12 protein-coding genes are annotated in these 14,508 nt (G+C 63.3%); 8 read left to right on the top strand and 4 right to left on the bottom strand.

The window, feature by feature from the left end; all coding sequences use genetic code 11:
- Nucleotides 1-2 precede the first annotated feature (2 nt).
- The gene (locus HKD46_RS00775) at nt 3-902 is read right to left on the bottom strand and encodes an acyltransferase (protein ID WP_171864748.1); all 900 of its coding nucleotides are present in this window, start codon (nt 900-902) and stop codon (nt 3-5) included.
- Nucleotides 903-1,034: 132 nt separating this feature from the next.
- On the bottom strand, nt 1,035-2,552 hold the full coding sequence (locus HKD46_RS00770) for a YifB family Mg chelatase-like AAA ATPase (protein ID WP_052815775.1): 1,518 nt from the start codon (nt 2,550-2,552) through the stop codon (nt 1,035-1,037).
- Between the two features lie 384 nt (nt 2,553-2,936).
- Between HKD46_RS00770 and ilvG the strand changes: the two genes are divergently transcribed.
- The 6 genes from ilvG (at nt 2,937) to ompA (ending at nt 10,758) form a co-directional block, all read left to right on the top strand.
- On the top strand, nt 2,937-4,583 hold the full coding sequence (gene ilvG, locus HKD46_RS00765) for an acetolactate synthase 2 catalytic subunit (protein WP_052815776.1): 1,647 nt from the start codon (nt 2,937-2,939) through the stop codon (nt 4,581-4,583).
- Nucleotides 4,580-4,837 carry an acetolactate synthase 2 small subunit gene (gene ilvM, locus HKD46_RS00760; RefSeq protein ID WP_052815777.1) on the top strand — a complete coding sequence of 86 codons (258 nt, stop codon included), beginning with the start codon at nt 4,580-4,582 and terminating at the stop codon, nt 4,835-4,837. Before ilvG ends, ilvM begins: the two co-directional genes overlap by 4 nt.
- A gap of 12 nt (nt 4,838-4,849) precedes the next feature.
- A complete protein-coding gene (locus HKD46_RS00755; protein ID WP_052815778.1) occupies nt 4,850-5,794 on the top strand; it encodes a branched-chain amino acid transaminase in 945 nt (314 codons plus the stop codon).
- A gap of 146 nt (nt 5,795-5,940) precedes the next feature.
- Entirely contained in the window at nt 5,941-7,782 is a 1,842-nt protein-coding gene (gene ilvD, locus HKD46_RS00750; protein WP_052815779.1) for a dihydroxy-acid dehydratase, read from the top strand.
- Between the two features lie 64 nt (nt 7,783-7,846).
- Complete coding sequence (ilvA, locus tag HKD46_RS00745; protein ID WP_010676083.1) at nt 7,847-9,379, top strand: threonine ammonia-lyase, biosynthetic; 1,533 nt, start codon at nt 7,847-7,849, stop codon at nt 9,377-9,379.
- A 248-nt stretch (nt 9,380-9,627) separates the two neighbouring features.
- The gene (gene ompA / locus HKD46_RS00740) at nt 9,628-10,758 is read left to right on the top strand and encodes a porin OmpA (RefSeq protein ID WP_041211986.1); all 1,131 of its coding nucleotides are present in this window, start codon (nt 9,628-9,630) and stop codon (nt 10,756-10,758) included.
- Nucleotides 10,759-10,810: 52 nt separating this feature from the next.
- On the opposite strand, the gene HKD46_RS00735 is transcribed toward ompA, so the two are convergent.
- On the bottom strand, nt 10,811-11,206 hold the full coding sequence (locus HKD46_RS00735) for an HPP family protein (RefSeq protein WP_171864758.1): 396 nt from the start codon (nt 11,204-11,206) through the stop codon (nt 10,811-10,813).
- Between the two features lie 150 nt (nt 11,207-11,356).
- On the opposite strand from HKD46_RS00735, the gene HKD46_RS00730 reads away from it, so the two are divergent.
- A complete protein-coding gene (locus tag HKD46_RS00730; protein ID WP_052815780.1) occupies nt 11,357-11,896 on the top strand; it encodes a TetR/AcrR family transcriptional regulator in 540 nt (179 codons plus the stop codon).
- On the opposite strand, the gene priA is transcribed toward HKD46_RS00730, so the two are convergent.
- Nucleotides 11,893-14,100 (bottom strand): primosomal protein N', encoded by a 2,208-nt coding sequence (gene priA / locus HKD46_RS00725; RefSeq protein WP_171864747.1) that lies wholly within the window; start codon nt 14,098-14,100, stop codon nt 11,893-11,895. The two genes, HKD46_RS00730 and priA, sit on opposite strands and share 4 nt — an antisense overlap.
- Before the next feature lie 147 nt (nt 14,101-14,247).
- On the opposite strand from priA, the gene rpmE reads away from it, so the two are divergent.
- On the top strand, nt 14,248-14,463 hold the full coding sequence (gene rpmE / locus HKD46_RS00720; RefSeq protein WP_010676078.1) for a 50S ribosomal protein L31: 216 nt from the start codon (nt 14,248-14,250) through the stop codon (nt 14,461-14,463).
- Nucleotides 14,464-14,508: the final 45 nt, after the last annotated feature.

Here is a 14,508-nt window from a genome sequence, read left to right as displayed (position 1 = left end):
TCTTACTGCGTCTTGTCCGCCAGCAGCTTATCCAGGGTCTGGTCCTTCTCGTGCCAGATCCCGTTCAACCACTGTTGAAACTCTTGTTGGAACTCGGGGTCATTGAAGTAATCCCCCACCAGATTGCGTTCGATCGGCAGAAAGCGGACCCGAACCTTGATCTCCTTGACCCGACCGCACATGAAGTCCCAGTAGCTGGGGACGCCGCCGGGATAGGCGATGGTCACATCCACCAGCTTGTGCAGTTGATCCCCCATGGCCGCCAGGGTGAAGGCGATGCCCCCTGCTCTCGGGTGCAGCAGATGACGATAGGGTGCCCCTTGCTTGTCGTGCTTGCCGACGGTGAAGCGGGTCCCTTCCACGAAGTTCATCACACTCACCGGCATATGGCGGAACTTGGCACAGGCCTGGCGCGTGGTCTCTATGTCTTTTCCCTTCAGATGCGGCTTCTTTTCCAGCAACTTGCGCGAATATCGCCGCATGAAGGGGAAATCCAGCGCCCACCAGGCCAGGCCGAGAAAAGGTACCCAAATCAGTTCTTTCTTGAGGAAAAACTTCAGGAAGGGGATTTTTTGATTAAAAATCCGCTGCAGTACCAGTATGTCGACCCAGGATTGATGGTTGGCAATCACCATATACCACTCATTCCGGCGCCCTTTGTCCACTCCGACCACATCGAAAGGGGTGTTGATGATGGTTTTCTGGATCAGATTGTTAAAACCTATCCAGTGGGTGGCACAGCCGTCCAGGAGGGTGTTGCAGAGACGTCGCGCCCCCTGGAAGGGCTGCAGCAGCTTGATGAGGCCAAGCAGCAGGACGGGGACAAACCAGAACAGGGTGTTGATGAAATATAGCAGGGTCGAGAGGCTGCCGCGCAGTCGCTCTATCAGCTTGTTGGGCATGGTGGAATCCGTCTTCGTATCGGTGGATGGCAACCAAGTGGTCAGATCTGTTGCCATAATATCAGCCGGCCCACGACTAGACCATGGTGGCGCCCTTTCCGGGTCGGGAGGTGTCTGCTGCCGTTCCCCCGCTCACTGGCCCCCGCGCAGCCGTGACAACAGCCTGTCCATGGCACGATAGCCCAGGGCTTCGATCAGATGCGCTCTCTCGATGGTGGCGTGTCCCGCCAGATCGGCGATGGTGCGCGATACCCGCAGGATGCGGTGCCAGGCCCGGATGCTGAGCCCCAGCTTCTGGATTGCACCCTCCAGAAACTCAGCATCCTGTGGCGATAATCTGCAAACATCTTCGATTTCACGACTATCCAGCAGATTGTTGAGTTTTCCGCTGCGACTCAGCATGCGCTCTCGCGCCCCCAGCACCCGTTCGCGTATCTGCTGGCTCGACTCCCCCCGCTCCGCCTTGCCGGTCAGGCTCCCCCTGGGCAAGAGCGGGACCTCTACCGTCAGATCGAACCTGTCGAGAAAGGGGCCGGAGAGCTTGCCCAGATAGCGCAGGATCTGATCCGGGCTGGAGCGGGTCTGGCCGTCGCCATAATGGCCGCAGGGGCTGGGATTCATGGCACCCACCAGTTGGAAGCGGGCGGGAAAATCCACCTGGCGGGCGGCACGACTGATGGTGATGTGCCCGGTTTCCAGCGGCTCGCGAAGGGAGTCGAGCACCTTGCGCTCGAACTCCGGCAGTTCATCCAGAAACAGGACCCCGTTGTGGGCGAGGGAAATTTCGCCAGGCCTGGGATGGGTACCCCCGCCCACCAGCGCCACTGCCGAGGCGCTGTGATGGGGCGTGCGATACGGCCTGTGGTGCCAGTGGCCTGCGCGGGGGGTGAGGCCGCCGATGGAGTGGATGGCGGCGGTCTGCTGCGCCTCCTGTTCGCTCAGCGGTGGCAGAATGCCGGGCAGACGGCTGGCCAACATGCTCTTGCCGGTGCCGGGGGGGCCGATGAACAGCAGGTTGTGGCTGCCAGCTGCGGCGATCTCCAGCGCCCGCTTCGCCTGGGACTGACCGATCACATCCTGCAGATCCGGCACGTCGGGCAGGGTCTCCGCGCTCTGGGGTTCCGGCAGCGGCAGTTCGTACTGGCCCGCCAGCCAGGCGGTGACCGCCAGCAGCTGGTGGGCGGTGCGCACCTCGGCATCCTGTATGAGGGAAGCCTCCGGACCGTTCTCCCGTGGGACCAGCAGGGTGCGCCCTGCGTCGCGGCAGGCGAGCACCGAGGGGAGCACCCCAAGCACGGGGCGGATCTCGCCCGTCAGGGCCAATTCCCCTAAAAATTCGTGATCGAGCAGGTATTTTGCGGGTATCTGCTTGGATGCGGCGAGAATGCCGATGGCGATGGCCAGGTCGAAGCGGCCCCCCTCTTTGGGCAGATCCGCAGGGGCCAGGTTGACCGTGATGTGCTTGGCCGGAAATTCGAAATTGCCGTTGAGCAGGGCGCTGCGCACCCGATCCCGCGACTCTTTCACCGAGGTTTCCGGCAACCCCACCATGTTGAAGGCGGGCAGGCCGTTGGAGAGGTGCACCTCCACCGTGACTTGCGGCGCCGCTATCCCCAGGCTGGCACGGCTATAAACAACAGCTAATGACATAAATACCGTCCTTGGTTTGATGTATATGCTGGTTAATCGTTTTTTATTAGTTTTTTGTTCCAGTTGTCAGGTTTCAGAGCAGTTAAAATCAGAGTCTTGTCAGGTAAAAAGTGCTTGCCCAATAAAAATCACCGTGCTAGTTCTAATAGCCATTCGCGGCAAGCTCCGCTCCCATTTCACAGGATTTCCGGTTGTAACTATGAACATGGCCTCCCGTTTCGTCAGCATTATTGTGGTCCTAGTGGTGATTATTATCTCACCGCTCGGGGCTCGTTTGGCTGCACGGAACAAGGGATAGACCCACCACCGGACAGAACGAAACAAGCGACCCCCGAGCCTCACGGCCCGGGGGTTTTTTTTCGACCAAAGGACAGGATTTTCCACATGAACGGCGCGCAGTTTTTGGTACAGGCTCTCAAGAAACAGGGTGTGACCCAGGTGTTTGGTTACCCGGGCGGAGCCATCATGCCGGTCTACGACGCCCTGTATGACGGTGGCCTGGCCCATCAGCTCTGCCGCCACGAGCAGGGTGCCGCCATGGCTGCGGTGGGTTATGCCCGCGCTTCCGGTCAGGTGGGGGTCTGCATCGCTACCTCTGGCCCCGGCGCCACCAACCTGGTCACCGGCCTCGCGGAGGCACTGCTCGATTCGGTACCGCTGGTGGCCATCAGCGGCCAGGTGCCCTGCGCCGCCGTCGGTACCGATGCCTTTCAGGAAGTGGACGTGCTCGGCATGTCCCTTTCCTGCACCAAGCACTCCTTCATGGTGACGGACCCGGCGGATCTGGGACGGGTCATTGCCGAAGCCTTCGCCATCGCCACCGAAGGGCGTCCGGGTCCCGTGCTCATCGACCTGCCCAAGGATGTGCAGCTGGCCGCCGTTCCTTCTCAAAGCCCGCTGTTTGCCGTGGAGGAACCCGAGCCCCTGAATCAGGCCGAGCTGACGGCCGCCCGCACCCTGCTGGCCGGTGCCGAGCGTCCGGTACTCTACGTCGGTGGTGGGGTGGGCATGGCCAATGCCGAGCAGCAGCTGCGCGACTTTGCCGCCACCACGGGGATGCCGGCGGTCACCACCCTCAAGGGGATAGGTGCCCTCGACCCCGACAGCCCCGTTTATCTGGGCATGCTCGGCATGCACGGTACCAAGGCCGCCAACCTGGCGGTACAGCAGTGCGATCTGCTGGTGGTGGTAGGCGCCCGTTTCGATGATCGGGTGACCGGCAAGCTGGAGGAATTTGCCCCCGAGGCGAAGGTGATCCACCTGGATGTGGACGCCGCCGAGTTCGGCAAGCGCCGCGCCGCCGATGTGGGGATCACCACGGATCTCAAGCGTGTGCTGCCCGCCCTGGCGATGACGCTGACCCTCGACCCCTGGCGCGAGCACTGCGCCACCATGGCTCGGGAATACGCCTTCCGCTACGACCATCCGGGTCAGGCCATCTACGCCCCGGCTCTGCTCAAAGAGCTTTCAAGCCAGCTGCCTGACACCAGCGTGGTGGCCTGCGACGTGGGTCAGCACCAGATGTGGGTGGCCCAGCACATGCGTTTCACCAGCCCGCGCAACCACCTCTCCAGTGCCGGCCTCGGCACCATGGGCTTCGGCCTGCCCGCCGCCATCGGCGCCAAGATGTCGCGCCCCGATGACGAGGTGGTGCTGGTGAGCGGGGACGGCTCCTTCATGATGAACGTGCAGGAGCTCGGCACCATCCGCCGGGCCCGGCTAAAGGTGAAGATGGTGCTGCTGGACAACCAGCGCCTCGGCATGGTGCGCCAATGGCAGGAGCTGTTCTTCGACGGTCGCTACAGCGAGACCAATCTGTCCGACAACCCCGATTTCGTCGCCCTGGCTGCCGCCTTCGGCATTCCCGGCGAGACCATCACATGCAAGGAAGAGATAGGTCCGGCACTGGATCGCCTGCTGGCGAGCGAGAGTGCCTATCTGCTGCATGTGGCTATTTCAGAGGAAGAAAATGTCTGGCCCCTGGTTCCGCCAGGAGTCGCCAACCACAAGATGATGGAGCAACGCCCATGAACCAGCTCAATACCAGCACCCTGGAAATCCATGCCCAACCCAGACCCGAAGTGATGGAACGGGTGCTGCGGGTGGTCCGTCACCGCGGTTTCAATCTCTGCGCCCTCAACATGGAGCAGGATTGCCAACAGCTGCGGATCACGGTTACTGTCGAATCGGTACGTCCCATCCAGCAGTTGTGGTGCCAGCTGGTCAAGCTGGTGGATGTCTCCCGGGTCGATGCACTGGAACAGCAACCCCGGATCAGAGCTTAAGGAGCCAAGCCAATGTCACAGCCTTCCCAATCCGCCGCCCACCCCCAATACATCTGGTTCAACGGCAAGCTGGTCCCCTGGCAGGATGCCCAGGTGCATGTCATGAGCCATGCCCTGCACTACGGCTCCTCGGTGTTCGAGGGGGTGCGGGCCTATGACACTCCCAAGGGGACCTGCATCTTTCGCCTGCAGGAGCACACCCGACGCCTGTTCGACTCCGCCAAGATCTACTGGATGGACGTCCCCTACAGCGAGACCGAAGTGAATGAAGCCTGCCGCACCGTGGTGCGCGAGAACGGCCTGAAGAGCGGCTACCTGCGCCCGCTGGCCTTTGTCGGCAACGTGGGGCTGGGGCTGCATCCGCCGCTGGATGCCAAGGCCGACCTCATGGTCGCGGCCCTGCCCTGGGGCGCCTACCTCGGAGAAGAGGGGCTGAAAAACGGGGTGGATGTGTGCGTCACCTCCTGGAACCGGCTCGCTCCCAACACCATCCCGACCGGTGCCAAGGCGGGGGGCAACTATCTCTCTTCCCAGCTCATCAGCCGCGAGGCCAAGCGCAACGGCTTCGCCGAGGGGCTGGCGCTGGATGTGAACGGCTATCTGAGCGAAGGGGCGGGGGAGAACCTGTTTCTGGTGAAGAACGGCGTGCTGTTCACCCCGCCCGCCACCGCCGCCATCCTGCCCGGCATCACCCGCGACACCATCATGACGCTGGCGCGCGACTTGGGTTACGAGGTACGCGAGCAGGCGCTGCCCCGTGAAGCGCTGTACGTCGCAGACGAAATCTTCATGACCGGCACGGCGGCCGAGGTGACCCCGGTGCGCTCGGTGGATCGGATGAAGGTGGGCGCCGGTTGCCGTGGCCCGGTGACCGAGCAGTTGCAGAACGCCTTCTTCGGCCTGTTCAACGGCAAGACCGAAGACAAGTGGGGCTGGCTGACGCCGGTCAACGACTGATGAGAGCGGGGAGGCGTCACGCCTCCCCGAGTCGCTTCCGGTGAAGGCTCCCCGAGGTGCCTTCACCAGGATCGATTACCGATCCGCGAATCACACATTCATGTTGAAAGACAATGCGCCCCAGGGGCATTCAGGGAGTAGAGACAATGCCGAAGTTGAGATCCGCCACCACCACCCACGGACGTAACATGGCCGGGGCCCGCGCCCTCTGGCGTGCCACCGGCATGACCGATCAGGATTTCGGCAAGCCCATCATCGCCGTGGTCAACTCTTTCACCCAGTTCGTGCCGGGCCACGTCCACCTCAAGGATCTGGGCCAGCTGGTCGCCCGCGAAATCGAGGCGGCTGGCGGGGTCGCGAAGGAGTTCAACACCATCGCCGTGGATGACGGCATCGCCATGGGCCACGGTGGCATGCTCTATTCCCTGCCGTCCCGGGAGCTCATCGCCGACTCGGTGGAGTACATGGTCAACGCCCACTGCGCCGACGCCATGGTCTGCATCTCCAACTGCGACAAGATCACCCCGGGGATGCTGATGGCTGCCCTGCGCATCAACATCCCGGTGATCTTCGTCTCCGGCGGACCCATGGAAGCGGGCAAGACCAAGCTTTCCGACCAGATCATCAAGCTGGATCTGGTGGACGCCATGATCCAGGGTGCCGACCCCAAGGTCTCCGACGCCCAGAGCGACCAGATCGAGCGCAGCGCCTGCCCCACCTGCGGCTCCTGCTCCGGCATGTTCACCGCCAACTCCATGAACTGCCTGACCGAGGCACTGGGTCTCTCCCAGCCGGGCAACGGCTCCCTGCTGGCGACCCACGCCGATCGCGAGCAGCTGTTCAAGCTGGCGGGCCAGCGCATCGTCACTCTGGCCAAGCGCTGGTATGAGCAGGACGATGCCTCGGCACTGCCGCGCAACATCGCCACCAAGGCGGCGTTCGAGAACGCCATGGCGCTCGACATCGCCATGGGCGGCTCCACCAATACCGTGCTGCACCTGCTGGCGGCAGCCCAGGAGGCGGGCGTCGACTTCACCATGTCCGACATCGACCGCATGTCCCGCAAGGTGCCCCAGCTGTGCAAGGTGGCGCCTTCCACCCAGAAGTACCACATGGAAGACGTGCACCGCGCCGGCGGCGTGGTTGCCATCCTGGGTCAGCTGGAAAAAGCGGGCCTGGTGCACGGGGATACCCGCAACGTGCTGGGCACTTCCCTGGTGGAGCTGCTGGCCGAATATGACGTCAGCCGCAGCAATGACAAGGGGGTTCACGACTTCTACCGTGCAGGCCCTGCCGGCATCCGTACCACCAAGGCGTTCAGTCAGGATTGCCGCTGGCCCGAGCTGGATCTGGACCGCGCCGAGGGGTGCATCCGCTCCTTCGATCACGCCTACAGCCAGGAAGGTGGCCTGGCGGTCCTCGCTGGCAACCTCGCCCTCAACGGGGCCATCGTCAAGACCGCCGGGGTGGACGAGGAGAACCTCACCTTCCGCGGCCCGGCCCGGGTATTCGAGAGCCAGGAGAGCGCGGTGAGCGGCATTCTGGACGGCACGGTGAAAGCCGGTGAAGTGGTGGTGATCCGCTACGAGGGCCCGAAAGGGGGCCCCGGCATGCAGGAGATGCTCTATCCCACCACCTATCTCAAGTCCATGGGATTGGGCAAGGCGTGTGCCCTCATCACCGACGGTCGCTTCTCCGGCGGTACCTCGGGTCTCTCCATCGGTCATGTCTCCCCGGAGGCGGCCTCCGGTGGCACTATCGGTCTGGTGGAGGATGGCGACATCATCAACATCGACATCCCAGCCCGCAGCATGGTGCTGGAGGTGGCAGACAGCGTGCTGGCTGCTCGTCGCGCCGCCGTCTCTGCCCGTGGCTGGAAGCCGGTCGATCGTCAGCGCGAGGTCTCCTTTGCCCTGCGCGCCTACGCCATGTTCGCCACCAGCGCCGACAAGGGCGCGGTGCGCGATCGCACCCTGCTGGGGGAGTGAGAGAATGAACTGTCATGATATGGGCGCATTGCGCGCCCTTCGCCACGAGACGGGGGTATAAACCATGGTCTCTGCGGCGGATTATCTACGCAAGGTACTGCTCTCCCCCGTCTACGAGGCGGCGAGGGTCACCCCTTTGCAAACCCTGAAGAAACTCTCCGAGCGGCTCGGCAATCACGTCAGCCTGAAGCGGGAGGATTTGCAACCGGTTCACTCCTTCAAGCTGCGCGGCGCCTACCACAAGATCGCCACCCTGACCCAGGAGCAGAAAGAACGCGGCGTCATCGCCGCCTCTGCCGGCAACCACGCCCAGGGGGTCGCCCTGTCGGCCGCCAAGCTCGGCATCAAGGCGATCATCGTGATGCCCAAGACCACGCCGGACATCAAGATCGACGCGGTGCGCCGTCAGGGCGGCAACGTCATGCTGTTTGGCAACAGCTTCGATGAGGCCTACGGCGAGAGCCGCCGACTCGCCGAGTTGGAGGGCTACACCCTGATCCCGCCGTTCGACGACGTCGAGGTGATCGCGGGCCAGGGCACCATCGGCAAGGAGCTGCTGGAGCAGGATACCCACCTCACCCACGTCTTCGTGCCGGTGGGCGGCGGCGGCCTGGCCGCCGGGGTGGCGGTCTACATCAAGCAGCTGCTGCCGGATGTGAAGGTGATCGGGGTGGAGGCGGAGGGGTCCGCCTGCCTCAAGGCGGCGCTGGCGGCTGGCGAGCCGGTCAATCTGGACCGGGTCTCCCTGTTTGCGGACGGGGTGGCGGTCAAGCGCATCGGCGAGGAGACCTTCCGGCTGTGCAACCAGTATCTGGACGAGGTGGTGACCGTCTCCAACGACCAGATCTGCGCCGCCCTGAAAGACATCTTCGATGACTGCCGCGCCATCGCCGAGCCGTCAGGGGCCTTGTCCCTGGCGGGCCTCAAGGCCTACAGCGAGCGAGAGCAGGTGAAAGGGGGGCGGATGGCGGCCATTCTGTCCGGCGCCAACGTCAACTTCCACAGCCTGCGTTACGTGTCGGAGCGCTGCGAGATCGGCGAGAAGCGCGAGGGCATGCTGGCGGTGACCATCCCCGAGCGCAAGGGGGCCTTCCTCGACTTCTGCCGTCAGCTGGGGCCCCGCATGGTGACCGAGTTCAACTACCGCTACGCCGATGCCGAGCAGGCGTCGCTGTTCGTCTCGGTGCGCCTCACCGGCGGTGACGAGGAGCTGGGCCAGATCATCGATCAACTCGGCGGCAACGGTTATCCGGTGGTCAACATGACCGAGAGCGAGCTGGCCAAGAACCACGTGCGCTACATGATTGGCGGCCGCCCGGCCCGGCCCCTCGGTGAACGCCTCTACAGCTTCAAGTTCCCGGAGCAGCCGGGGGCCCTGATGCGCTTCCTCGAGACCCTGGGCTGTCGCTGGAACATCAGCCTGTTCCACTACCGCAACCACGGCGCCGACTACGGACGGGTGCTCTGCGCCTTCGAGCTGCCGGACGAGGACGTGGCGGCTTTCCACGACTACCTGCACGAGATTGGCTACGGCTGGAAAGAGGTGAGCGAGGATCCCGCCTACCGCCTGTTCCTGGCGAGCCAGGGCAGTCAGTGAGCGGGGAGCCATCCCCTTGCCAGATGAAAAACGAAGAGCCCGGCTCTTCGTTTTTTTATGGGCAACGCGCCGGCCCCCATGATTGGGGGCACGGTGGCCGATAATGTCGCCAATATCACACTCCTGAGTCCCTGGTCGTTTGAGGCTGGTTGCAGATGGGATAATCTGAATGCGGGGCTTGGGTTCAGGGCCCCGTCAGGGAAGAGAGACGCAGCCGCGTCATAACAATTCATTGCAGGGGCTCATCCATGAACAGATCTATGCTCGCCGTCCTGATCGGCGCTTTGATGGCAACAGGGACGGTGCAGGCTGCCGCCCAGGACAACACCTGGTATGTCGGCGGCAAGGCCGGCTGGTCAAATTATTACGGGGTGGATTACAACGCTCAGGTCGAAGAGCTGTTCGATGCGACCAAGGTGAACGAGAACAGCGATGATCTCGGTCTGGGGCTGTTTGCCGGTTATCAGGTAAACAGAAACGTGGCGATTGAGCTCGGCTATGACTGGCTCGGCAAGTATCAGGTGGACAAGCACTACTCGGGCAACGGGGTTGATTTCGCACTCGATGGCGAGGCCAAGGCCCAGATGGTGCAGGCCACCATGAAGATCATCCTGCCTGCAACCTCGGCACTGGATATCTACGGCCGTCTCGGGGGGGCCTATGCCTGGACCGAGAGCTCACTCAACGTCAGGGCCAGCGATGGCACCAGCAGCCTCTCCGAATCCCATGAGGGCAACAAATATCATGGTGCCGCCTTTGTCGGGGCGCTGGGGGTCGAATACGCCATCGACAAGGATTGGGCCGCCCGCCTCGAATACCAGTACACCACCCCCCTTGGCAAGACTTCCCTCGACGAGTCAGGCATCGAGATGGACAACGGCCTGCTGTCGGTCGGCATGCTCTATCGCTTCGGCCAGATCGGCGACGAGCCGGTGGCACCAACGCCTGCGCCCGAACCTGCGCCCGCCCCGGCCCCCGTGCTGGTGGAGAAACAGTTCAGCCTGGATTCCGATGTGCTGTTCGAGTTCAACAAGGCGACCCTGAAGCCAGCCGCCAGCCAGGCCCTCGACAACCTGTTTGCCCAGATCCTGGCGGCCAATCCGAAAGACGGGGTGGCGACGGTGATCGGTCATACCGACCGCATCGGCTCGGAGGCCTACAACCAGTCCCTCTCCGAACAGCGTGCCCGCACGGTGGCGGATTATCTCATCGCCAAGGGATTGTTTGCCGACAAGGTGCGTGCCGAAGGGCGGGGAGAGTCTTCGCCCGTGACCGGGGGCAGCTGCCCTGATGGCGCCAAGGCGCAGATGATCGCCTGCCTGGCCCCGGATCGCCGGGTCGAGGTGCGCCTGACCGGGGTCTCCCAGGTCGCCGAATAAGCCATCTTTGCCTTGCTATTAAACAACGAGGGGGCCTTGGCCCCCTCGTTGTTTATGTGGGTGTGAGCCGTGACGTTTGCAGCCGCTTGGCGCAATGACTCACCATGATCAGCAGCAAGGCGCCGGGCAGCACTGTTTGCCAGAGGAAAGGCCAGGACTGGGTGGTGAGCAGGATCAACAGTGGATTGGCTCCGGCGGGGGGGTGGATCAGCCCCAGTCCCTGCATGAGTGCAATGGACAGGCCCACACCCAGCGCCAGCTTGAGTTCCATCGGTAGCGGGAGCAATTGCACCACCAAACCCACGGTGGCCGATAACAGGTGGCCTCCCAGCACGTTCTGCGGACGGGCCAGCGGACTGTCCGGCAGTGAGAAGAGCAGCACACAGCTTGCCCCGAACGGTGCCATCAACAGGGTTGACTGCCAGCTCATGTCCAGCCAGCCGAGCAACATTATGGCCAGGCAGGCACCGAGCCCTGCCAGCCAGGCACTTCGCCATCGTCTTGTTTCCATCTCCTGTCTCCTTGTCTGTGCCGGATCACTTGATCCAGCCTGCGACATTAGGTAGACAGATCGGTGTACTTCAAGAGGAAATTCACCATGAGCGAAAAACGGCAACAGCTGATGACGACAGCCTATCGGCTGTTCAATCGTCACGGCTTTCACGCCACCGGCATCGATCGCATCTGGGCCGAGGCGGGCAGTACCAAACGCACCCTCTATCGCCACTTCCCCACCAAGGATGCCTTGATCGAAGCCGTGCTGATGGCACGGGATGCGGAGTTCTTTGCCCTGCTCGATGCCAGGATGGATGGGGTGTCGGGGCGGGAGGCCAGGTTGCTGGCGCTGCTCGATGGCTTTGCAGACTGGTTTGGCCGCCGCGACTTCTACGGCTGCAACTTCATCAACGCGAGCGCCGAGTTCTCCGATCCTCGCCACCCGGTGCGCAAGCTGGTGGTGGCCCACAAGCGTGCGTTGCTGAACTGGGTCAGGGAGGCCCTCGAATGCACCGAGGTGCAGGCCACCGGGTTATGCCTGCTGCTGGAAGGGGCCGTGGTGATGGCCCACAGCTATCAGCAGCCTCTGGCTCTGGAACAGGCCAGGGTGTTGGCGGAGGCCGTGCTGGCAGAGCCGCGCTAGTTCAGTTCCGTGGGGTCGATATCCAGACTCCAGCGCACCCGCTTGGTCTCGGGCCACCCCTCCAGCTCCTTCACCGCCCAGTCGAGCAGCTGGGCCAGCGGTGCCCGGCTGGGCCCCTGCACCAGCAGCTGCATGCGAAACTTGCCCGCCTTGCGCTCCATGAAGCCGCTGATGGGCCCCAGCACCTGCACCTGGGGATAGCGGGCGCTGCGCAGGGTATCGGCGAGACGACTGAGGAACAGCTGTACCTCGTCGCGGCCGTTGGCCTCGGCCCGGAACAGTCCCTGATGGCTGAACGGTGGCAGCCCCAGCAGGCGGCGCTCTTTCAGCGCCGTGTCGGCGAAGTGGCCATAGCCGTTCTGGGTCAGATCCTGCAGCAGAGCGTGTTCGGGATGGTGGCTCTGCAGCACCACCAGCCCCGGTTTGCTGGCGCGACCAGCCCGGCCCGCCACCTGGGTGTAGAGCTGGGCCAGCTTCTCGGCGGCGCGAAAATCGGCGCTGAACAGGGCGCCATCCACGTCCAGCAGGCCCACTAGCGTCACGTCGGGGAAGTGGTGGCCCTTGGCCAGCATCTGGGTGCCGATCAGGATCTTGTACTTGCCCGCCTTGATGTCGCCGAGGTGCGTCTCCAGCTCCCCCTTGCGGCGGGTGTTGTCCCGGTCGATGCGCACCACCGGATATTGGGGAAAAACGGTGCCAAGCAGCTGCTCCAGCTGCTCTGTGCCGACCCCGGATCCGATCAACTCGCTGCTGCCGCACTCTGGGCAGTGATGGGGCAGAGGGCGCACGCTGTCGCAGTGGTGGCAGTGCAGCCGTCGCCCGGCCTGGTGCCAGGTGTACCAGGCGTCACAGCGCTCGCAGGCGGCACTCCAGCCGCACTGGTGGCAGATGAGTGCCGGCGCATAGCCGCGGCGGTTGAGAAACAGCATTACCTGGTTGCCCGCTGCCAGATGCTCGGCCATCAGCTGTTCCAGCTGGGGGGAGAGCCCCGCCTGCAGCCGCACGTTCTTGATGTCGAGGATCACCTGGCGAGCGGTCTGGGCGTTGCCGGCGCGGCGAGTGAGAGTGAGGTGGTGATACTTGCCGCTACGGGCGTTGTGCAGCGTCTCCAGCGACGGGGTGGCAGATCCAAGCAGGATGGGAATGCCGGCGCGATGGGCCCGCATCACCGCCAGATCTCGCGCGTGGTAGCGAAAGCCGTCCTGTTGCTTGAAGGAGCCGTCGTGCTCCTCGTCGATGATAATGATGCCGAGGTCCTTGAACGGCGTGAACACCGCGGATCGGGTGCCGATCAGAATGGCGGCACCACCGTCGCGGCAGGCGAGCCAGGCATCGAGCCGTTCCCTGTCGTTCATGGCGGAGTTCATTGCCACCACGGGCACGTTGAAGCGGCGGCGAAAGCGGTTGATGGTCTGGGGGGTGAGGCCGATTTCCGGCACCATCACCAGCGCCTGCTTGCCCGCCTTGAGCAGGGGCTCGAGGATGCTGAGGTAAACCTCGGTCTTGCCGGAGCCCGTGATGCCGTCCAGCAGGAAGGCACCGAACTTGTTGCTCTGGCTGGTGACGGCGGCCACCGCCAGCGCCTGCTCGCCGTTGAGGCGCAGCCCCTCACCCGGCTCGAAGCGGGTGGCCCAGTCGCCATCATGGCTCGGCTCGAGCGAACGCTTCTCCAACAGCCCCTTCTTCTCCAGCGCGGTGAGGGCTGCGCTCTGGATCTCCTCCTGTTTGAGGGCGGAGGGGGTCTGCGGCCCCTTGCGCAGCAAGGCGAGGGCCTGCTGCTGCTTGGCCGCCCGCTTGAGCTCGTTGAGGTCGATGGCCATGCCCGCATCGGTGGCAAACCAGAACTCCAGCTCCCGATAGGCGGCGTGCTCCCCCTTGCGCACCAGCACCGGCAGGGCGTGGGGCAGTACCTCCCCCAGCGGGTGCTGGTAGTAACCGGCGCTCCAGGCCATCAGCGCCAGAATGTCGGGCCCCAGCACGGGGGCGCTGTCGAGCACCCTCTTCAAGGGCTTTAATTTGTTGCGGGGGACCAGGCTCTCGGTCGGGTGATCCACCACCAGACCGACCAGGGTCTGCGGGCCGAACGGGATCTCGACCCGGCAACCGGGGGCAGGCAAGGGCAGGGGAGAGAGATAGTCGAAATGACGGCGCAACGGCACCGGCACAGCCACACGAACCAGATCCAGCGTTTGGGAAGAATTCACCAGGGGTTGCCTATTTTTTCTGCGAAGCCACTTGCCTGATCTCAGGCGTTTCCTATATTATTCGCAGCCTTTGAAACTGTGTTCAACAATCGTGTGGTGTCCGACAAGAGATCGGATGGCGACACGGCCTGATAATTGAGGTTGTCCATGAAAGCTGGTATCCATCCTGACTACGTAGCCATCACCGCCAAGTGCTCTTGCGGTAACGTCATCAACACCTTCTCTACCATCGGTAAAGATCTGAACCTGGACGTGTGCTCCGAGTGCCACCCGTTCTACACCGGCAAGCAGAAAGAAGTTTCTAGCGGCGGCCGCGTAGACAAGTTCAACAAGCGTTTCGGTGGCTTGACCTCCAAGAAGTAATCTTGCTTCTGAAGAATTCTGAAAAAGGCGCCCATCGGGTGCCTT

The organism is Aeromonas sp. TW 6, assembly GCF_013168745.1.
In the GTDB taxonomy this organism is placed as follows: Bacteria; Pseudomonadota; Gammaproteobacteria; order Enterobacterales; family Aeromonadaceae; genus Aeromonas; species Aeromonas caviae.
The sequence above is the reverse complement of the archived record's forward strand: the minus strand, read 5'-3'. Positions and strand labels throughout refer to the sequence as shown.